This window comes from Christensenella hongkongensis (assembly GCF_000981035.1).
GTDB lineage: Bacteria > Bacillota > Clostridia > Christensenellales > Christensenellaceae > Christensenella > Christensenella hongkongensis.
Genome location: NZ_LAYJ01000101.1, coordinates 66162 through 86165, shown reverse-complemented (window position 1 = coordinate 86165; position 20004 = coordinate 66162). Strand labels below are relative to the sequence as shown.

The 20004-nt window shown below is 49.0% G+C and carries 19 protein-coding genes; 4 read left to right on the top strand and 15 right to left on the bottom strand.

Annotated elements, in window-relative coordinates:
- Positions 1–89 precede the first annotated feature (89 nt).
- From CHK_RS08450 to ruvC, 14 genes are all read right to left on the bottom strand, one after another.
- Positions 90–608, bottom strand: coding sequence for a gamma carbonic anhydrase family protein (locus CHK_RS08450; RefSeq protein WP_197408885.1), 519 nt, complete (start codon positions 606–608; stop codon positions 90–92).
- Positions 605–1939, bottom strand: a complete 1335-nt coding sequence (scfB, locus tag CHK_RS08445) for a thioether cross-link-forming SCIFF peptide maturase (protein ID WP_046443605.1) — start codon at positions 1937–1939, stop codon at positions 605–607. The genes CHK_RS08450 and scfB overlap by 4 nt, the downstream gene beginning before the upstream one ends.
- Positions 1940–2223: 284 nt before the next feature.
- The gene (gene scfA, locus CHK_RS16095) at positions 2224–2367 is read right to left on the bottom strand and encodes a six-cysteine ranthipeptide SCIFF (RefSeq protein WP_059108746.1); all 144 of its coding nucleotides are present in this window, start codon (positions 2365–2367) and stop codon (positions 2224–2226) included.
- Positions 2368–2449: 82 nt separating this feature from the next.
- The gene (gene yajC, locus CHK_RS08440) at positions 2450–2893 is read right to left on the bottom strand and encodes a preprotein translocase subunit YajC (protein ID WP_235811556.1); all 444 of its coding nucleotides are present in this window, start codon (positions 2891–2893) and stop codon (positions 2450–2452) included.
- Positions 2894–2979: 86 nt separating this feature from the next.
- Positions 2980–4101, bottom strand: coding sequence for a tRNA guanosine(34) transglycosylase Tgt (gene tgt / locus CHK_RS08435; protein WP_046443604.1), 1122 nt, complete (start codon positions 4099–4101; stop codon positions 2980–2982).
- Positions 4102–4138: 37 nt separating this feature from the next.
- A complete protein-coding gene (locus tag CHK_RS08430) occupies positions 4139–6838 on the bottom strand; it encodes a diguanylate cyclase domain-containing protein (protein ID WP_052740463.1) in 2700 nt (899 codons plus the stop codon).
- 149 nt (positions 6839–6987) lie between these two features.
- Positions 6988–8460 (bottom strand): ribosomal protection-like ABC-F family protein, encoded by a 1473-nt coding sequence (gene abc-f, locus CHK_RS08425; protein WP_046443603.1) that lies wholly within the window; start codon positions 8458–8460, stop codon positions 6988–6990.
- A gap of 282 nt (positions 8461–8742) precedes the next feature.
- Positions 8743–10029 carry an HD-GYP domain-containing protein gene (locus CHK_RS08420; RefSeq protein WP_046443602.1) on the bottom strand — a complete coding sequence of 429 codons (1287 nt, stop codon included), beginning with the start codon at positions 10027–10029 and terminating at the stop codon, positions 8743–8745.
- Positions 10030–10038: 9 nt separating this feature from the next.
- A complete protein-coding gene (locus CHK_RS08415; protein ID WP_046443601.1) occupies positions 10039–10857 on the bottom strand; it encodes an EFR1 family ferrodoxin in 819 nt (272 codons plus the stop codon).
- 15 nt (positions 10858–10872) lie between these two features.
- Positions 10873–11892, bottom strand: a complete 1020-nt coding sequence (gene queA / locus CHK_RS08410; RefSeq protein ID WP_046443600.1) for a tRNA preQ1(34) S-adenosylmethionine ribosyltransferase-isomerase QueA — start codon at positions 11890–11892, stop codon at positions 10873–10875.
- A 15-nt stretch (positions 11893–11907) separates the two neighbouring features.
- Positions 11908–12945: a Holliday junction branch migration DNA helicase RuvB gene (gene ruvB / locus CHK_RS08405; protein WP_046443599.1), complete on the bottom strand. Its 1038-nt coding sequence runs from the start codon at positions 12943–12945 to the stop codon at positions 11908–11910.
- Positions 12946–13084: 139 nt separating this feature from the next.
- Entirely contained in the window at positions 13085–13609 is a 525-nt protein-coding gene (locus CHK_RS08400; protein WP_046443598.1) for a hypothetical protein, read from the bottom strand.
- Positions 13610–13624: 15 nt separating this feature from the next.
- On the bottom strand, positions 13625–14215 hold the full coding sequence (gene ruvA / locus CHK_RS08395; protein ID WP_046443597.1) for a Holliday junction branch migration protein RuvA: 591 nt from the start codon (positions 14213–14215) through the stop codon (positions 13625–13627).
- A 10-nt stretch (positions 14216–14225) separates the two neighbouring features.
- Positions 14226–14729, bottom strand: a complete 504-nt coding sequence (gene ruvC / locus CHK_RS08390) for a crossover junction endodeoxyribonuclease RuvC (protein ID WP_046443596.1) — start codon at positions 14727–14729, stop codon at positions 14226–14228.
- A 193-nt stretch (positions 14730–14922) separates the two neighbouring features.
- Between ruvC and CHK_RS08385 the strand changes: the two genes are divergently transcribed.
- From CHK_RS08385 to feoB, 4 genes are all read left to right on the top strand, one after another.
- On the top strand, positions 14923–16143 hold the full coding sequence (locus CHK_RS08385; RefSeq protein ID WP_046443595.1) for an argininosuccinate synthase: 1221 nt from the start codon (positions 14923–14925) through the stop codon (positions 16141–16143).
- A 208-nt stretch (positions 16144–16351) separates the two neighbouring features.
- Entirely contained in the window at positions 16352–16570 is a 219-nt protein-coding gene (locus CHK_RS08380; RefSeq protein WP_046443594.1) for a FeoA family protein, read from the top strand.
- Positions 16571–16643: 73 nt separating this feature from the next.
- Complete coding sequence (locus CHK_RS08375; RefSeq protein ID WP_046443593.1) at positions 16644–16892, top strand: FeoA family protein; 249 nt, start codon at positions 16644–16646, stop codon at positions 16890–16892.
- 209 nt (positions 16893–17101) lie between these two features.
- Entirely contained in the window at positions 17102–19252 is a 2151-nt protein-coding gene (gene feoB, locus CHK_RS08370) for a ferrous iron transport protein B (RefSeq protein WP_046443592.1), read from the top strand.
- Positions 19253–19461: 209 nt separating this feature from the next.
- Here feoB and CHK_RS08365 read toward each other — a convergent pair whose 3' ends face one another.
- The gene (locus CHK_RS08365) at positions 19462–19827 is read right to left on the bottom strand and encodes a metal-dependent transcriptional regulator (protein WP_046443591.1); all 366 of its coding nucleotides are present in this window, start codon (positions 19825–19827) and stop codon (positions 19462–19464) included.
- Positions 19828–20004 lie beyond the last annotated feature (177 nt).

The following is a 20004-nucleotide window of genomic DNA, read 5'->3' as shown; positions in this document are numbered from 1 at the left end:
CGTTATTATTATATCGAAAAAACCGCTCAAAGACAAGTTTGCATAAAAAAACGGATATCCCGTGGGATATCCGCCCTTACCGATTGCCTTTATAATTCTTCTTCCGTCTCTTTGTATTCCTTTGCTTCAGCCATGTAATAGTCCACAAGCTCCTGCTGGTTGTCAATGTCGTCCTGGTTTATCTGCCGAACCACCTTCGCGGGCGAGCCCATGATTACGCTTCCATCCGGAAATTCTTTATTCGGCGTTACGAGCGAACCCGCGCCCACAAGGCAGCCTTTGCCGATCTTTGCGCCGTTGAGAACCACTGCGCCGATCCCTATCAGACTGTGATCGCCAATCGTGCACGAATGCAGGTTCACGTTATGCCCGATTACCACGCTCTCGCCAATCACAAGCGGCAGTCCGGTATCCGTATGCAGCACGCAATTATCCTGAACGTTGCTGCAGTTGCCGATCGTAATGCGGTCCATATCCCCTCTCAGCACCGCGCAGGGCCAGACTCCGACGTTTTCTCCCAGTACCACATCGCCTGTTACTACGGCACTCTTATGTACAAACGCTGTTTGATCAATCTTGGGTGTATGTCCCTTTACCTTACAGATCATAATAAGTCCTCCTCAAATGTTTTGATCGCGATTGCCGTCTCGATTCGTTTTTTCTCGGTCTCGCAGCCGATTTTATACGGTTTGCGGATATCCCCTGTCGCATGGTAGGAGTTTGCCGCGCAGCCGCCCGAGCAATAGTACTTTGCCCAGCATTCGCTACAGCCCTCTTTTGTAAAAACATGCGTATCAATAAATTCTTTTTTGATATCCTGATTTACTTCATCGTCAAAAACGCTTCCCATATAAAAATCTTCCATTCCGGCAAACTGATGGCACGGATACAGCTTTCCATCCGCCGCAACGGCAAGATATTCGCTGCCCGCCCCACAGCCTCGCAGCCTCTTATTAAGACACGGCCCGCTGTTGAGGTCGATCATAAAATGGAAGAAGTTGAATCCGTTCCCCGCCTTATCACGTTTGATGTATTCACGTGCAAGTATTTCATATTCATGCTTTAACTGCGGGATATCCTCCGCACGGATTGCATAGCTTTCCCCCGTCACTACAGGCTCGACGGAAATCTGGTCAAATCCGGCGTCCGCGATTGCGCATACGTCGTTTGAAAAGTCCATATTTTCAGCCGTATAGGTTCCCCGCACATAATATTCCCTGCCGCCGCGCCCGTCAATGATTTTGTGGGCGTTTTTGAGCACTCTATCGTAGCTGCCTTCGCCGGCCACGTTTTTACGCATTTTGTCGTGAACTTCTTTCCTGCCGTCCATACTGATCACAACATTTTTCATCTCACGGTTGATAAACTCCGCCATTTCGTCCGTCACATGGTAGGCGTTTGTCGTAAGTGTGAAGCGGATATTTTTGCCATGCAGCTTTTCCTGCTCCCTGCCGTATTCCACCGTCTTTTTCACCACGTCAAAATTCATCAGCGGCTCCCCGCCGAAAAAGTCCACCTCCAGGTTCTTCCTGTTTTCACTGTGGCTGATCAGAAAATCAATGGAAGCCTTTGCAGTCTCAATATCCATCAGCGCCCGTTTACCGTGATATTCCCCTGTATCTGCAAAGCAATAGGAGCAACGCAGGTTACAATCCTGCGCCACCAACAGACACAGCGCCTTAACAACGGGCGTGTTAAACTTTGCATTCTTTGCGTCTATTTCGCATTGTGAATATAACAATCCCTGCCTGGTCAGCTCGTCGATTTCTTCAAGCACCTCGCGCGCTTCCTCGCCAAGATCATTTACTATTTGCTCGTTTGTTTTCCCCGCATTCTTGAATGTCAATACACTCATTGCGGTGCGATCGATTGCGTGCACCGAGCCGGATTCCACATCCAGCGCCGCATAATGCCCGCAAAATTCGATTAAGTGAACCATACCTTACCAGCGCTCCTTCGTCGCTTCACGGGCGGAACATACTGTTCCCCCGTGTGCCCCCTTTGTTCTGGGTTGTTTTACTTCGACGAATATCCCGTCTCGTAAAACCGATTTCTTCCTGACGGCCTACGGAGGTTTTACTTTGTTTCAAGCTTTCCTTCCTCCACTTCCGCGCTCCTTCGTCGCTTCACGGGCGGAACATACTGCTTACCCGTGTGCCCTTCGTTTGGCGAAAAAAATGACGGCATATTTTACAATGCCGCCACCACTTTGATACAAATAACTCAGTCTTTCTTCTCGCATTTCTGGTTTGCAAGCGTACAGGACGTTTTGCAAGCAGACTGGCAGGATGTCTGGCATTCGCCGCAACCGCCTGTGCGTAAAGTATCCTTCAGATTACTCTTTGTAATCGTCTTAATATGCTTCATCTAAGAAATTCCTCCTTGGAAATTTTCGACTTTTGTATTTTACCATAAGTTTACAAAAATTTCAAGTTTTGCTTGATCCGGCTTATTTTCCCTTTTTCGCGCTCTTGGAATTTTCTTTCTTTTCGTCCGCTTTATCGTCCTTTTTATCGCTATCGTCTGATTTATCTTTCTTTTCGTCCGTTTTGTCCGGGATTTCTTTACCCTCTTCAAAACTTTCTACAGAAGCGATTGCGCCTTTTGCGAGAACCAGCTTTGTTTTATCCGGACCGCATTCAATCGTAATGAGGTCTTCCTTAATCGCAACAACCTTGCCGTAAAAACCGCCGATTGTCTTAATCATGTCGCCGATACGCAAGTTGCCGAGCATATTCTTAAACTGTTTTTCTTTCCTTTTGTTCGGAACAATGATCAAAACGATGAACACCACGATCAGCAAGATCGGGAAGAGCATCATCAGCATACTGTTTCCGCCGCTTGCCGCCGTTCCTGCAGCATCCGCCGTTCCACTTACACATCCTGTTGGCATACCTTAATTACCGCCTTTCATTTTTCAAAAAAGTACTATAGACTATAATATCGTTTGCGCGCCTAATAGTCAATAATTTTTTCCCATTATATCTGGAAATCAGCCATAAATTCGCGCCTGAACTCTTCAAACGTCCCTGTTTGGATATGTCCTCGTATTTCCTCCATCAGCCTGATGGTGAAACGCGTATTATGGATGGACAGGAGAATGGCTCCCAATATTTCGTTTGTCTTGACAAGATGCCTGATATACGCCCGCGTATGGTTCCTGCACGCATAACAATCGCACGATTCATCAATCGGACGAAAGTCCTTTGCATATTCCGCGTTGCGTATCACAAGCTTGCCATTGCGCACAAGCGCAGTGCCATTGCGCGCTATGCGCGTTTGCAAAACACAGTCGAACATATCTACCCCGCGTGCAACACCCTCCACAAGGCAATCCGCACTGCCAACGCCCATGAGGTAACGGGGCTTATCCTCAGGAAGGATTTCAGTCACCGCATCCAGCATTTCGTACATCATCGGCTTAGGCTCTCCCACGGAAAGCCCGCCTATCGCATTACCGATAAAATCAAGCCGCGCGATTTCCTCAGCGCTGATTTTGCGCAGTTCCGGATACATCCCGCCCTGCACGATACCAAATAACGCCTGCTTATCGTTTTGCTGCGCGTCCCTGCAACGCTTTGCCCAGCGGTGTGTACGCTCCATAGAATGCTTTGTATATGCAAAATCCGCAGGATACGGCGTACATTCGTCAAGCACCATCATGATGTCGGAACCAAGCGCTTCCTGTATGGCCACTACCTTTTCCGGCGTAAACATATGGCGCGAACCGTCAAGGTGGGACTGAAACGCAGCCCCCTCCTCCGTCAGTTTACGCAGGTCTCCAAGACTGAACACCTGAAATCCGCCGCTGTCCGTCAGGATCGGCTTTTTCCAGTTCATAAACTGGTGCAGGCCCCCTGCCTCGCGTATCAGTTCGTGCCCCGGGCGCATGTACAGATGATAGGTATTGCCAAGAATGATCTGCGCGCCGCATTCGAGCACCTGGTCGTTTGTCATGGCCTTGACCGTTGCCTGCGTACCGACAGGCATAAAAACCGGTGTCTTGATCTCGCCGTGCGGCGTTTTCAATACGCCTGTCCTTGCCCTTGAAAAGCCGTCCACTGCTTCTACTTTAAAATCAAAATTTCTATTGTATCCCATACGTCCTATTGTAATGGAAAAAGGACTGTATCGTCAATCACGATTCTTGGCTGACGTCGTCGCAAATCATCAAAAACACTTCCTTGCCGCCAACCCACGGAATGCTCCTTGCCTTCGCCATAACCTTTCTATCCAGTATTTCACTGAATATTTCCGCTTCCGCTTTTTTATCGTCTTGCGTAAGCTTTCCGCCCGGGCAGTTATCACAGTGCTTGTCCGTCTGGAAAAACACCTTGCAGCATTTTTCCCCCACCCCGATACCCGGTACGTTTTCCTTGGTGCGCTTGTTTGCATATAAAATTTTATGCGTATCTTTTTCTACCACATAAATCCATGAATCCTGATAATCGAGTATCGTTTCCAACGCCCTGAGCACTTCTTCCGTGCGGACATGCGCCCGTTCCTTGAGCAGGAACACGCTTAGAACCGCAGCCACAAGCGAAAGCGTATTCACCTGCTCCTTCGTCCAAAACCGGTTTTCACTGCACTCGTCAAAGCCGACGAAGCCTTTTATCTTCCCGTCGTCCCTGATCGCGCACTGCAGCATGGATTTGATGCCCTGGCTTTTTAACAATTCCTGTTGTTTTGGGGACAGCTTATCCACATCTTTACAATAGAAAATCCCATCCTCGTTGAAATTTTCTTCAAAATAATCGAGCTGAACATAATCTATATTTTGCAGCACATCTATTTGCGGCAGGATACCATCGTCGCACCATTCAAAGGTATTGCTACAGGTGGCGCCGTCCTCTGAATTCTCAAAAATATAAGCCCTGCTAACGTCAAACTTCTTGCCGACAATCTCCAAAATAAGCGGAATGGCCTTTTCTATATCCTCCGTCTGGTACAAAGTATGGAATACATATTCCGCAAGTTCCTGATTCATTCCCCTGCCGCTGTGATTGGAATCAATGGCCGCCCCAAGATAGCTTGCTCGTCCGACCTGTTCCTTCTCATCAAAATCAGGAAGTATTGGAGAATAAAACGAGAAGGTGCATTTCCCCTCTGTTTTGGCATTGTACAGCGCGACATCCGCATTTTTATACAATGTATAAAAATCAGTGCCGTCCTCAGGCGCCATTGCTATACCAATACTGCACGAGAGATGATGTCGCCCGCTCCCTGCGCCAAGCAATCCTTCAAATGCGCTCAAAATGTCTCTCGCCCGCTGTCCTGCATTTTCGCGTTCCTGTATATTCCCGAGGAAAACAGTAAACTCATCCCCGCCGACGCGTCCAACAACGTCTCCCTCGCGAAACATATTCTGGAGGATACCGGCAACATCAGCAAGCATTGCATCGCCGCTCAGGTGTCCGTAGACGTCATTGATCATCTTGAAATTATCCACATCGATAATCATAAAGGCGGCGCGCGCATTCTTGCCGAGTTCCTCCAGTTTTTTTTCAACCATTGCCTGCACCGCACCTTTGTTATAAAGCCCGGTGAGCACGTCGCGTTCCGCACGCTCCTGCATCATCTTTGCATACCGTTTTTCCTGATCGATATCAATGATTACGCCTACTACTTTTGCCGGCGCGCCATTTTCATCAGTTTGCAGCGTCGCCCGCACGCGGCACCACAGATAATTTCCATCCTGCTTCGCGATACGGATTTCCGTTTTCGAATATACGACGCCTTGTTTCATTTCCCTGATGATCTTATCCAGTAAAACGACGTCCTTGGGATGCACGTGGGAACGCAGCAGCAAGTCCTCGCTTACCCGTTCCTTAATTGGTTTGTAGCCAAACTTCTTCTCCCAGTTTGAAGAATAAAAAAGGTCGTCGTTTTTGATATCCCACTCAAAGATAATATCAGTGGACTGGTCCAGGATGATCTGGTGGCGTTCAACAGAAAGCCGGCGTTCTTCCCGCGCCTTCTTATTTTCGGTAATATCCATCAGAATACAATAAAACACCCGTTTCCCGTTGTTACGTTCCACAAGCTGCCCCCGGTCAAGCACCCACATAAGGCTGCCATCCTTACATACTACCCTGTATTCAATTTCTTTGGTATTTTGCCGTTCGAGTTGTTCTTTTGCGTCTGCCCATGCCTTTTTGAGGTCCTTTTCATAAATCATGGGCGCGAACCTGCCGTGGAACCGATCCATGATCTCTTCCCTCGTATACCCAAACATCGAAAGAAACCCTTCGCTGAATTGCAAAAGATCCAGCTCCGGCGTATAGTCACAACAAATTACGCCGCCCGGAATGTTGTTGGTAAGCGCCTCGAGGTCAAGGCTTCGTTCCTTGAGCTTCGTTGTCTGCTCGTCCAGCATATTTTTGAGAAATTCCGTCTGCTCTTTCGTAAAGATACGGGGAAAAAATTCCTCCGCCGCCTGGTCGCTGCTGGCAAGCGAAATATGAAGCTGGCGCAGCTTTATCTCGCCGTTACGCTCTATGCACACCGCCGATATACGTACAGGCAGCTCCATGACGTCGCAGTCGCTGGCATTTTCTTTGACGCATACGAGTCCCTGCAAGGCACAAAGCCCTTCCCCGAGGGCCGACGCCCAATACCTGCTGTTTAATATTGTAAACGAGCCTTTGAATTCCTTCCATTCATTTTCCAAAAAGAGCCTTGCTTCTTCAATCCCGTTGCATTCTTCTCCTTCGCCCGTACCTATCCACTGGACATCCCTGTCCAGCATGCCTATGGTCGCAGCAAGGTCCCGCTCTTCATAATAAGCCTTTTGCAGGCGATTCATAAAATCGACTGCTCTTTGTTCCAACGCATTCACACCATTTCTCCTTTTGCAGGGATAGCGCAATTTGGTTTTATGCCATACATATTACAATCCCTCGGCCCGTTGTGGAACCAGACCAGTCTATGATATATTACTTTTTTAGTACTATATTATTTTATCAAACTCCCTGTCAAAAGTATACATTATAATTTTATTGTTTTCGTTGCGACCGTTTCTTCAAAGCTGCGGTCGTGTTCTACAAAAAGCATTGTTGCTCCGGACTTTTTGATCATTTGTTCGATCTGTATTCTTGAGATCGCATCGATAAAATTTAATGGTTCATCCCACACATAAAGATGCGCCCTCTCACACAGGCTTTTTGCAAGAAGTACTTTCTTTCGCTGCCCCTCGCTCAGTTCTTCCATATTTTTGTCGAACTGTACCCTCGGAAAACCCATTTTACGCAGCATCGTCATAAACAGCGTTTCGTTCTCTGTCTCCCGTGCAAATGCTTCGAGGCTTCCCGATAAAAACGCAGCATCCTGCGGGACATAAGAAATCACAAGGTTTGATGCAAGGAAAAATGTACCGCCATGCAGGGCCGGCTGCCCGCAAAAAAACTTCAGTATGCTTGTTTTTCCACACCCGTTTTTTCCGGAAAGCGCAATACGGTCTCCCTGATTTAACGTGAAGCTCACATTTTTGCATACTGTTTTATCACCATAAGAAACCGAAACATCTTTAAGCTCTGCAAGCCTTTGCGTGTGATGCGCCAGCGGGATCAGTTTTAAATCGTCTGCCCGCTCCAAATTTTTAAGTAACTTTGATTTTTCCTCTACCGCCCGTTGTGACCGGTCTTCCGTGCTTTTGGCGCGTTTCATCATCTTAGCGGCCTTATGCCCGATTGCGCCCCTGTCCGGCCTGAGGCCGGCAATCCTTGTTCCTTTTTTTGTTTTTTCCACTTTGTCCGCCCAGTTTGCCTTTTGACGGGCAGTCTCCGTAAGGCGCTTGATTTCTTTTTTGAGCCGTTCATTCTGGTTTAACTCATAGCTGTCCTGCCGCTCTTTGTTTTCCATCCATGAAGAAAAATTCCCGTTTTGTATTTCGATATTTGTTTTATTGATCGATAGAATATGATCGATACAGGAATCCAAAAATGCCCTGTCATGCGACACCAGTATGAATCCCCGTTTGCTCCGCAGATAATTGCCTACGATTTCGCGCGCCGCCTGATCGAGATGGTTTGTTGGCTCGTCAATCAGCAAAAAATGATCTTGCTGCAAAAACAGCACTGCAAGCAGAACCTTTGTCTGCTCGCCGTTGCTCAGCGTTTCAAAAGGCCTTGAAAGCACATCCTCCGCCACCTGCAAAAGTGATAGTTCACGTTCCAGCTGCCACGGTTCAAATTCTGCAATACCCTGCGCTACTTCAAGCGTAGTCAGCGTTTTATCTGCTATGGGAAACGGAAAGTAATCAAACGACACCGGCGCCGATATGCTCCCGCGGTATTCCAGCTTTCCTGAAAGCAGCCTGAGAAATGTGGTTTTTCCGCATCCGTTTCTCCCCGTAAAGCCCAGCTTCCAGTTTGTATCCATTTGAAAGGATACATCGTCAAAAATTGTATCGTAACTTCCGCCGTAGGAAAATGTAAGGTTTGATATATGAATTAACGACATAAAATATTCCTCCTGTTTGTAAAAGAGTATAAAAAAACCTGCAAGAAAGTTAACTTTCCCGCAGGCTTTAAAAAATGCCGCGATTTGCTCCGGGCAGCTTTTCCCCGGAGCCAGAACAGTTTTACAGATTTTCGTAACTTTCTTGCATGGGCATCACAACAAACGGTTTCCTTCGTTTTTGGATCACCCTATTCATATTCATGATTTAGCAAGAAATATTACGCATCCGCCTGTCTCCTTTATTTTTGGTTACCGCTATCATAACATTGCCGCAACTGTGCGTCAAGCAAAATCCGTTTTTCCGGCGCTTGTGGACAGGGCTGTGCCTGCATATTGCTCCATAAGGCGCCTGTACTCGTCCTGCATTTTATGATAGAGCTCCCATACCGGCTTGCACCGTTCTTTTACCGTCTCCATGATGGAATCAAAATTATCAGAGATTACTGCGACAACGGTCTTATCGATCAGGCCTTCGCCGCTTTGCTTTTGGATTATGTGAAGCGTCTTTTCTTTTGGAAAGGATTCCTTATAGCTGCGCGTACCGTAAAGAGCGCTTACAATATCCGATACCGCGACAATCCGTTCCGGTATTGTCAGGTCCCTCGCCATAAGTCCGCGCTGGTACCCAGAGCCGTCCAGCTTCTCGTGGTGGCGCAGCGCGATCTGTGTAATCACCGGATCAAAGCTGTCCGCAAGAATCGCCCCAGTGATATCCACATGGGTACGCATAACACGCATCGCCTGTGCGCTCAGTTTTCCGGGAAATTCGAGTATCTCGACCGGAACGCCAACTTTCCCAAGATCGTGCAGCATCGCGCCATAATAAATCTTCCTTAAGGTGTCCTGGTCAACCCCCATCAGCTGCGCCGTACGAAAGGCGATCTGTGTTGTTGTTACCGTATGCGTAACCGTGTGGTGGCTGCGGAAGTCTATCGTAAACACGATCATATTAAGATACATCCTGATCGTTTTTTGTGAAAACGCCACTTCACCGATCATGCTGTGGAAATCGATATCGTCTTCCAGGCCATCCCAAATATGGTATTTTTCATCCGCTTTCCAAAATAAACTGAGTACTTCCGGAGAAAACCTGCTCCCGCTTGAACGTTCCAGGTGTTCCTTTAAAAGTTCTTTTCTCTTTGGCTCATGCTCGTTAAAAATATCCACCCTGTCTGCCAAATGCAATATCTGAGCGATATCTTTACAGTCCGTTTTGGTCTCCCTGAGTTTGTCGTAGCTTAAATGATGAAACAACACTGCCTGGGCAAATTTCGTAAGCGGCGAAAGGTACAAAAGGAATAAATATCCATAAATGGAATGTTCCCAGATATTTTCCGTTTCAAACCGCAGCATTTGATCGATCTCTTCTGTTTTATATGCCCCCACATCATGCAGCAATGCCAAAAAACATATTTCCTGCTTTTCCTTTTGCGTGTATACGCCCTGCGCCTCAAGCATACGCGACACAATAAAAGATACGCGTTTTCCGTGCCCCACAATCCTTTCATCCACACTGTTTAAGGTGCGTTGCAATAAATCGCTGATATCATTTGCGTCAATAATCGGCATAATTTTCCCCTATAAAAACAGTTCCGGCTGCGCCCGCCTTTTCAGCCCTTCTTCCAGTTCATGGCGGTGGTAAAGATATCCTTCGTCATCGTAATACTTTGCGTGCCGCGGACAGCCTTTGATACACGCCCCGCACTTGATACAAATACCGGTAAAGCCGCTCACATCCCCACTGCTGATCGAGCCCATCGGGCAAAGCTTAACACACAACCCGCACGCGTCGCACTCCTTGCCCGTCAATGGTTTCACCTTCCTGATATCGACAGGGCTTCCTTTCCTGTCCCGCGGCTGGTAATAACCCCTGTATGGCTGCGGCACGCCTTTGACAAAAAGCTCCTCTGCCTGCCGGCCGTGACGTAATTTCTGCACAGCCTGCTCTGCAAACCCACGAGCAAAACGCAGGTCTTCCGCGTCCGGCCTGCCTTTTGCAAGACGATCCGAAAAAGAATGCTCCCCCACGAAAGCGGCTGCGGCAATGGGCTTAAGGCCGCCTTTTAGCAGGATATCCCGCAGTTCGATCAGCGCGTCGTCAAAATCACGGTTCCCATAAACAACGACAGGCACGGCAACCGCGCCGTTTCCCTCTATCGCAGCAAGGTATGGGAGCAAAACATTGGGCACACGCCCTGCGTATACGGGCGTGCCAAATACCACGATTTCGTTTTCTGAAAAAACCGGCGGATTTCTACGTGCCTGAGGAAGGGTAAAGTCAAATTCCCGCAGGCTTATTTTCAGCTCAACCGCAATTTCCTTTGCAATTTCCCATACGATTTTTTTCGTCGTTCCCGTCGCGCTGAAAAACGCCGCGCATACAGCCTTTATCTTCATATCCACATATCCCTTTTATATGATCAGCATTGCGTCGCCAAAGCTGAAAAAACGGTACCGCTCTTCCACTGCCCTGCGATAAATACGAAGCGTTTCCTCCCTGCCGCAAAAAGCGCTCACAAGCATGATCAGCGTGGATTTAGGCAAATGGAAATTCGTAATGAGCGCGTCAACGATCTGGTAGTCATAGCCCGGATAAATAAAAATATCCGTATCCGCGCTTCCCGCCTGCACACGTCCGCCGCACGCTGCGCTTTCAAGCGTGCGCACGCTTGTTGTGCCCACAGCGATCACGCGCCTGCCCTCTTTTTTCGCATCGTTGATCATGCGCGCGGCCTGCTCGCTCACGCTGTAATACTCGGAGTGCATAATGTGCTCTTCTACCGTATCTTCCTTCATCGGGCGGAATGTTCCAAGCCCTACATGCAGGAGAATTTTTACGATGGTAACTCCCATCTCTTCGATTTTCCGCATCAGCTCAGGCGTAAAATGCAGGCCGGCCGTTGGCGCTGCGGCGCTGCCGTCCTCTTTTGCGTAAACCGTCTGGTACCGTTCCTTTTCCTCCAGTTTTTCTGTGATATAGGGTGGCAGCGGCATATTTCCGTACCGGTCCAAAAGCTCCTCAAAAACGCCGTCGTAATGAAACCGTACCTCGCATACGCCGTCTTCTTTTTTACACAAAAGCTCGGCGCACAGGTCGTCGCCAAAATCAACAAAACCGCCCGGTTTTAATTTTTTCCCCGGACGCATAATCACTTCCCATATGTCGAGCTGCAGCCTTTTGAGCAGCAAAAATTCAAAGTCCGTTTCCGTGCCTCGCTTTTTGCCATACAAACGGGCCGGAATGACCTTTGTTTCGTTTACAACAAGTACATCGCCCTTTTTCAGGTAATCCGTTACGTCGTAAAAGTGCCTGTCAAATGTTTCTTTTGTCTGCCTGTCGTAAACAAGCAGGCGGGAATGATCCCTTGGACTGACCGGAGTCTGCGCGATCAGCTCTTCAGGTAATTCATAGTCAAAATCTGATGTTTTCATCGTGTATTATACAGACTAGAACAGTCTGGTTTGCCCCTTATTATCAGTCTTTTGCGGGAGTGGAATCCCCATGTGCCGGTATGCGTGCTCTGTCGCGCAGCGTCCTCTCGGCGTGCGTTGCAGGAACCCAAGCTGCAGCAAAAATGGTTCAATAACGTCCTCGATTGTGCCGGATTCCTCGCCTGTCGTCGCCGCCAGCGTATCAAGCCCTACCGGCCCGCCTCCAAACTTTGTAATGATCGCATCGAGCACCAGCCGGTCTGAATGATCGAGCCCAAGCCCGTCCACCTCGAGCAGCTTTAGGCCTTCATCCGCAGCTTCCCTCGTAATGATCCCCTCCGCGCGCACATCGGCAAAATCCCTTACGCGGCGCAAAAGCCTGTTGGCGATACGCGGAGTCCCACGCGAGCGGCGCGCGATCTCTGCCGCCCCCTCTTCATCCACGTGGATATCGAGTATCTTTGCGGAGCGCTTAACAATCGTTTTCAACTGATCCGCGTCATACATTTGCAGGCGGTTGATCACGCCGAAACGGTCCCTCAGCGGTGAAGTCAGCATCCCGGCGCGCGTCGTGGCCCCAACGAGCGTGAACCTTGGCAGATCGATACGCATCGAGCGCGCGGACGGCCCTTTGCCGAGAATAATATCCAGCGCATAATCTTCCATGGCAGGATAAAGCACCTCCTCTACGCTCGTATTGAGGCGGTGTATTTCATCGATAAATAAAACGTCCTTATCCGAAAGGTTTGTCAGCAGCGCTGCAAGGTCTCCCGGACGCTCGATCGCCGGGCCGGAAGTGATACGGATATTGACGTTCAGCTCCTGGGCGATAATATGCGCGAGCGTCGTTTTTCCAAGGCCGGGCGGGCCATAGAGCAAAACATGGTCGAGCGCTTCACCCCGCAGCTTTGCCGCCTCAATAAAGATCGCCATCTTCTCCTTGACCTTTTCCTGCCCGATATATTCGCCAAGGGACTGCGGGCGCAGGGACGCATCCGCAGTCATATCTTCGTTCATTTTCATTCCCGAAACGATTCGAGATTCTTCTTCCATTGCCTTCTCCTGTCAAATTCCTGATTGCTTCCTATTATACACTATCCTCCTGCCGAAAGAAATACGTTGTTTTTCGGCGAAATATGGAAAGCCCCGGGAAAATCAGCAGATTTCCCAGGGCTTTGACATTTGCTTCCAATCAACCTGCGGGGATAAGAGCCACCGAAACATCGGAAAGCTTATCCTTTGTGGCGCCTGTCTGCATTGTAACGGAATATTCCACATCCGTAAGCTCGTCATGCCACTCGGCCACACCTTCCGCTCCTTCATTATAGCGGATGGTATACGGGTAATCCTCAAACCTCAGTTCCTGCGTCTCATCAAATTCAACAAACATGCCCGAGAGATCCTCTTCAGGCGAGCCCTTCACCATACGAAGCGTATAGGTATCGCCCTTCCATGTGAACACAGCCTGCGCGAGCTTCTGGCTTTCGAGCACAGAATAAGTAACGTCTGTCGCTCCTTCCGGCAAAGAACCCATTTCAAGCCCGGTCATTTCTTTGACCTCTGCCGCGTCCTTTGCATCCTCCCATGGGTTTGCGATCTGTGCCCCCTGCGAAGCCTGCGGCGACTCCGTTTGCGCCGAAGGCGTTTCCTGTTTGGCGCACGCGGCAAAAACCGTTATGAGCAGCGCCGTCATGATTACGATCAATATCCGTTTCATTTTATGATACTCCTTTTATCTTCCCATTCTTTTTAACGCCAGGGAAACGAGCTCTTCCGCGCTGTCTCCCAAACTTTTTACCGCTGAAATTGCCTGGACAGCTTCCTGCCTGTTGTAACCAAGGCCCACCAGTGCGGCGACCGCTTCCTGCCCCGCATCCTGCGTGATTACGCTCATATCGACGCCGCCATCCCCTATCGCGTCTTCAAAGTCCACCTTTTCCTTCAGCTCCAGCACAAGGCGCTGCGCTGTTTTTTTGCCGATACCCGGTACGCCGGTGAACGCCTTGTCGTCACTGGAAATCACCGCCGCGGCGATATCGTTGACACGCATGGTGGAAAGCACAGAAGCCGCAGCCTTGGGGCCAACCCCGCTGATTGAAAGAAGCTTTTCAAACATTGCCTTCTGCTCTACCGTAGCAAAGCCGTAAAGTGTCATATCGTCCTCGGCAACCTTTAAATAGGTATACAGCTTGCCTTTCTCTCCTGTTTTGAGCATATTAAGCGAAAACGTATCCGTAAAAATCCGGTACCCCACGCCGTTTACATCAATCACCGCGTAATTCGCCGCCTTTTGAGCCACCTCGCCCGAGATATATGCGTACATTCGTTTCTCCTTATTTGATCTTTGTATTGAGTATTCCCGCCGTATGGGCGCTGTGCGCATGACAGATTGCCACAGCGACCGCGTCTGCCGCATCGTCCGGCTTTGGTATCTCTTTTAAGGACAGGAGCGTCTTAACCATGATCTGCACCTGGTTTTTGTCCGCACGTCCATAGCCTACCACAGCCTGTTTGATTTGCAGGGGCGTATATTCATAAAGTTCCTCTGTTTTTTCGGAAGCTGCAACAAGCGCCGCCCCCCTTGCCTGCGCCACATTGATCGCCGTCTTTACATTTTTATTGAAAAACAGCTCTTCAAAGGCCACGCAATCCGGCGAATACATCTCAATAAGCTGCGTGATGCCATGCGATATCTGCTTGAGGCGAATGGGAAATTGTTCCCTCGCTTCCGTCAGTATGGTGCCATAATCGATGAGCTGCAGCCTTGTTTTTTCATCGCAGCTTACCACGCCGTAGCCGACGGTGGCAAGCCCCGGATCAATTCCCAAAACGATCAAATACTTTTCTCCTGTTTCCTGATTTGATTGCTAACCCCAGTATACCTGATTTTCTATTTTTGTGCAATTTGCGGCTTCGTTAAAATAGTTTTATTATTTTCAAATTTACTATTGCATAATTATTCATTTTTATGTATAATTATAAACATCAAATGAATATTACGCGCCCCCGGCGCGAAAAAGGGGTTTAAAAATGGAAACTAAAAAACAGTACAACAAAGTAGTTCTGGCATATTCGGGCGGTCTTGATACATCGATCATCATTCCGTGGCTGAAGGAAACCTACGGCGTAAAGGACGTAATCGCGGTATGCGGAGACGTAGGCCAGGGCAAAGAGCTTGACGGCCTTTACGAAAAAGCATTGGGTACCGGCGCGTCCGACGCGTATATCGAGGATTTGACAGAAGAATTCATTACCGATTATGTATATCCGACGATGCAGGCAGATGCGATGTACGAGGGCAAATACCTTCTGGGTACGTCGTTTGCGCGCCCGATCATCGCGAAACGCCTTGTGGAGATTGCAAAGGAAGTCGGCGCGGATGCGATCTGCCACGGCGCTACCGGAAAAGGAAACGACCAGGTTCGTTTTGAGCTGACTGTGAAAGCGCTTGCTCCCGAGCTCGATATCATTGCCCCGTGGCGTATCTGGGATATCAAATCCCGTGAGGAAGAAATTGAATATGCACAGGCAAGGAACATCCCCGTGCCGGTGGATAAGGAGCACAACTACAGCATGGACGCCAACATATGGCACCTTTCCCACGAGGGCGCGGATCTTGAGGATCCGTGGAACGAGCCGAAGGACGACCTGTATATGATCTGCAAAACGCCGGAAGAGGCTCCGGACAAGCCGTGCTATTTTACGATTGAATTTGAGCAGGGAATCCCCGTATCGATCGACGGACAGAAGTATTCCCCTGTTGAGCTTGTTACAAAGCTAAACGAGCTTGGCGCTGAAAACGGCGTGGGCATTGACGACCTCGTAGAAAACCGTCTTGTGGGTATGAAGAGCCGCGGCGTTTACGAAAATCCGGGCGGACGCATCCTTTACACGGCGCATGCGGCGCTTGAAACGCTGACGCTCGATAAAGATACCATGCACTATAAGGAAGGCGTTGCCACAAAATTTGCGGAGCTCGTCTATGATGGAAAATGGTTCTGCCCGCTGCGCGAGGCGCTCAGCGCATTCGTTGCGGAAACACAGAAGACCGTTACGGGCACCGTTCGCATGAAGCTTTATAAGGGCAACTGTAAACACGTTGGCCTGAAGTCGCCTTACTCGCTGTACAGCGAAGAATTCGCAACCTTTGGCGAAGATGAAGTTTACAACCACAAGGACGCCGAAGGATTTATCAACCTGTTCGGCCTGCCGCTGAAGGTGCGCGCCCTTGCACTGAAGGATAAAATCTGATTACTGTCACACGAACGGCACGGATGATCCGTGCCGTTTTTTATTTCAGCCGCTTTTTTGAAAAATGTTTCAAAAAATTTTTGGTTTCTGATTGACTATTTTGGTTAGCAATGGTAAACTTTATTTTAGAAGAGGGTTAGTAAGAGCTAACCCCAATCTTTGGTTTTTATGTTAGCAATCGCTAATTTTGGAAGGAGTGATCTCTATTATGCCTCTTACGATGGCGCCGGCAGGCAGAAAAGCTTTTATCTGCAAGATCAACGGGAAGGACGACGTTCGTCACTTTCTGGGAAGCCTTGGCTTTGTGGAAGGTGAAAACGTAACTGTGATTACTGAAATGGGTGGCAATATGATTGTCAACGTCAAGGATTCACGTATCGCAATCAGCAAGAGCATGGCAAACCGCATCATGGTTGCAGACTCCTGATTTTTTGGACAATGCGGCCCTTTTGCGCCTGCATTATAAATTTAGTGAGATCAAACGGAAAGGAGAAGATTACATGAAGAATCAACACGATGTATCCGGCGGTAAAACGCTCCGCGGCGTAAAATGTGGCGAGACGGTTACCGTCACCAAGCTTTGCGGTTCAGGGCCTGTGAAGCGCAGGATTATGGATATGGGCATCACAAAGGGAACGCCGGTCTATGTGCGCAAGGTTGCGCCCCTGGGCGATCCTGTCGAGGTGACCGTAAGAGGTTATGAGCTTTCGATCCGCAAGGCGGATGCGGAAATCATACAAGTGGGCTGAGCGGAATTTTACAGCGGTTTAACTGAATGCAGGTTGTGCAGGACGCACGGTAAACCGCCTGGATTTGCAATTTATACCAAAAGCTTGTAACCAACCTTTTGACAAATTGCTATAACGCGCTCTTTACTTTATTTGGCAGAGTTTTTCTCTGCATTTTTTCAGCAAATTGGTTAGCTCAAGCTAACGATTTTTGTACGAAGGAGGATATCATGTCAATGAAATTTGCACTCGCAGGAAACCCAAACTGCGGCAAAACAACCATGTTCAACGACCTGACCGGCGCATCTCAATATGTGGGCAACTGGCCGGGCGTAACGGTTGAAAAAAAAGAGGGTAAATTAAAAAGTATCAAGGACATCACCGTGACCGACCTTCCGGGTATTTATTCATTATCTCCGTATACGCTTGAAGAAGTGGTAGCGCGCAATTATTTACTCAAAGAGCACCCGGACGTCATTATCGATATCGTAGACGGCACCAATATCGAACGGAACCTTTACCTCACAACGCAGCTTCTGGAAACCGGAATCCCGGTTGTAATAGCGCTCAATATGATGGACGTTGTGAAAAAGAGCGGCGACAAAATCGACGTTAAGAAGTTAAGCGAAGAGCTGGGATGCCCGATTATCGAGACCTCGGCCCTCAAAGGCACCGGCCTTGACGAAGTGATCAGGACGGCAAGCAACGTTACCCAAACGGTTAAGGTCCAGCCTATCGTCCACAAATTTTCCGGCGATGTGGAGCAAACCCTCGAAGGAATCGAAGCCCTCATTAGCGGCGTCGTAGAGCCAGCGAACCTTCGCTGGTACGCGATCAAGCTGTTTGAGCGCGACGAGAAGGTGTGGGAGCAATTCAAATTCAAAGCAGACACCAGGGAAAAAATCGAGGCGCTCACGCGGCAGTGTGAAAACCAGTATGACGACGACAGCGAAAGCATTATCACCAACGAACGTTATACTTTCATCCAGCACCTGATGCACAAAACAGTAAAAAAACGCAGCCAGCAAATGACAATCTCAGATAAGATTGACCGTGTGGTAACAAACCGTGCGGCAGCGATTCCGATCTTCATCGGCGTTATGTTTCTGGTGTACTTCATCTCCGTCAGTTGGCTTGGAACAATCGTAACAGACTGGACCAACGACGTGCTGTTCGGCGAATATATCTCCGGCTGGGCCTCCGACGGCCTCGCGGCAATCGGAGCTGCGGACTGGACGCAAAGCCTTGTGGTTGACGGAATTATAGGCGGTGTGGGAGCGATTATCGGCTTCGTACCACAGATGCTCATCCTGTTTGTACTGCTGGCGCTGCTTGAGGATTGCGGTTATATGGCGCGTGTTGCGTTCATCATGGACCGTATCTTCCGCAAATTCGGGCTTTCCGGAAAATCCTTCATTCCTATGATGGTTGCATCCGGCTGCGGCGTTCCTGGCATCATGGCAAGCCGTACGATTGAGAATGAACCCGACCGGCGTATGACAATCATGACGACCACCTTTGTGCCCTGCGGCGCAAAGCTGCCGATCATCGCGCTGATCGCGGGTGCGATGTTCCCGGAGAACTCCTGGTGGCTTGCGCCCTGCGCGTACTTCCTTGGAATCGGCATGATCATCATTTCCGGTATTATCCTAAAGAAGATGAAACCCTTCGCAGGCGAACCTGCCCCGTTTGTTATGGAGCTTCCGCAATACCGTGTGCCCGGCGTAAAGGGCGTACTGATCCATATGTGGGAACGTGGAAAATCCTTTATCATCAAAGCCGGTACGATCATCTTTGCCTCCACAGTTGTGATCTGGCTGCTGAGCAACTTCAACGCACAGTTCCAGATGGTGGACATTGAAGACAGTATGCTTGCGGCAATCGGCAGCTTTATCGCCCCGGTATTCGCACCGCTTGGCTTTGGGGACTGGCAGTCCTCCGTCGCAACCATCACCGGGCTTGTAGCCAAGGAGAATGTTGTTGCAACGATGGGCGTTTTACATGGTATCGCAGACGCAACAGAGGAAAGCGTGGCGCTGCTCTCGAGCGTTGCAGCTTCCTTCACGGTGGTCAGCGCATTCTCCTTCATGGCGTTTAACCTGCTGTGCGCACCCTGCTTTGCAGCAATCGGCGCAATCAAACGTGAAATGGGCAGCGCGAAATGGACATGGGCGGCAATCGGCTATCAGACATTGCTTGCATATGTAGTCGCCTTCATCATTTTCCAGCTTGGAAACGTACTTGTTCTCGGAGCACCATTTGGAGTGGGTGCGGTCATAGCCATAGTGCTCATAGCCTTAATCGTATGGCTGATGGCGCGCAAAGGCTACGATCCTGCGAAAAAAGGCCGTACGCTTTCTGCTGTGGAAGCCAACTATTGATTTAACCATTACGGTAAAATTCTCACCTTATACTTAATATTGAAATGGGCAGCCTTAGCCGGGCTGCCCATTTCCGTATCGGTATCTTTCAGGAAACCGTTCTTACGTTATTCTGTACAGAAAAACCGCTGCGCTCTGAACGCACAGCGGTTTTATTTGCACTGAAAGTGCCTTTTTCGCACAAGGCAGGCCTCAATTAATACAGGGGCTTACCGTTCATCCTCTACGTAAGCCTTGATGCGGTCGAACGTGTGCTGGCTGATGATATGCTCGATCCGGCAGGCGTCCTGCTCTGCAACGTCCGCCTCAACCTGCAGCGTTTCCATCAGGAACTTCTGAATCAGCACATGGCGTTCATATACTTCCTCCGCTTTTTCGTGGCCTTTGTCCGTAAGCTCGATATAGCCGCCCTTATCAATCGCAATATATCCATCGTCTTTTAATATACCCATTGCCCTGCTGATGCTGGGCTTGGAATATTCCAGCTCGTTTGCAATGTCAATGGAACGCACGCTTCCCAGTCTCTTTTGCAGCATCAAAATTGTTTCCAGATAATTTTCTCCAGATTCACGCATGGTAAAATTCTCCCGTTTCTAAATTCCTTTTATTTTATATATATAACCAGCCAGGCTGTCGTTAAAATGAGAATAGAATGAAATTCCTCATACTTTTCGTTACATTGTAACATACCTGAAAAATCTTCTCAATAAGTTTTAACAAAACCCTTGACACAGTGCATGTGGAATGATAGA

What these genes read in the sequence shown, in the direction of transcription:
- CHK_RS08450 (WP_197408885.1), bottom strand. Translation starts at nt 608, where the DNA reads ATGATCTGTAAGGTAAAGGGACATACACCCAAGATTGATCAAACAGCG.
- scfB (WP_046443605.1), bottom strand. Translation starts at nt 1,939, where the DNA reads ATGGTTCACTTAATCGAATTTTGCGGGCATTATGCGGCGCTGGATGTG.
- scfA (WP_059108746.1), bottom strand. Translation starts at nt 2,367, where the DNA reads ATGAAGCATATTAAGACGATTACAAAGAGTAATCTGAAGGATACTTTA.
- yajC (WP_235811556.1), bottom strand. Translation starts at nt 2,893, where the DNA reads ATGCCAACAGGATGTGTAAGTGGAACGGCGGATGCTGCAGGAACGGCG.
- tgt (WP_046443604.1), bottom strand. Translation starts at nt 4,101, where the DNA reads ATGGGATACAATAGAAATTTTGATTTTAAAGTAGAAGCAGTGGACGGC.
- abc-f (WP_046443603.1), bottom strand. Translation starts at nt 8,460, where the DNA reads ATGTCGTTAATTCATATATCAAACCTTACATTTTCCTACGGCGGAAGT.
- CHK_RS08420 (WP_046443602.1), bottom strand. Translation starts at nt 10,029, where the DNA reads ATGCCGATTATTGACGCAAATGATATCAGCGATTTATTGCAACGCACC.
- CHK_RS08415 (WP_046443601.1), bottom strand. Translation starts at nt 10,857, where the DNA reads ATGAAGATAAAGGCTGTATGCGCGGCGTTTTTCAGCGCGACGGGAACG.
- queA (WP_046443600.1), bottom strand. Translation starts at nt 11,892, where the DNA reads ATGAAAACATCAGATTTTGACTATGAATTACCTGAAGAGCTGATCGCG.
- ruvB (WP_046443599.1), bottom strand. Translation starts at nt 12,945, where the DNA reads ATGGAAGAAGAATCTCGAATCGTTTCGGGAATGAAAATGAACGAAGAT.
- CHK_RS08400 (WP_046443598.1), bottom strand. Translation starts at nt 13,609, where the DNA reads ATGAAACGGATATTGATCGTAATCATGACGGCGCTGCTCATAACGGTT.
- ruvA (WP_046443597.1), bottom strand. Translation starts at nt 14,215, where the DNA reads ATGTACGCATATATCTCGGGCGAGGTGGCTCAAAAGGCGGCGAATTAC.
- CHK_RS08385 (WP_046443595.1), top strand. Translation starts at nt 14,923, where the DNA reads ATGGAAACTAAAAAACAGTACAACAAAGTAGTTCTGGCATATTCGGGC.
- CHK_RS08380 (WP_046443594.1), top strand. Translation starts at nt 16,352, where the DNA reads ATGCCTCTTACGATGGCGCCGGCAGGCAGAAAAGCTTTTATCTGCAAG.
- CHK_RS08375 (WP_046443593.1), top strand. Translation starts at nt 16,644, where the DNA reads ATGAAGAATCAACACGATGTATCCGGCGGTAAAACGCTCCGCGGCGTA.
- feoB (WP_046443592.1), top strand. Translation starts at nt 17,102, where the DNA reads ATGTCAATGAAATTTGCACTCGCAGGAAACCCAAACTGCGGCAAAACA.
- CHK_RS08365 (WP_046443591.1), bottom strand. Translation starts at nt 19,827, where the DNA reads ATGCGTGAATCTGGAGAAAATTATCTGGAAACAATTTTGATGCTGCAA.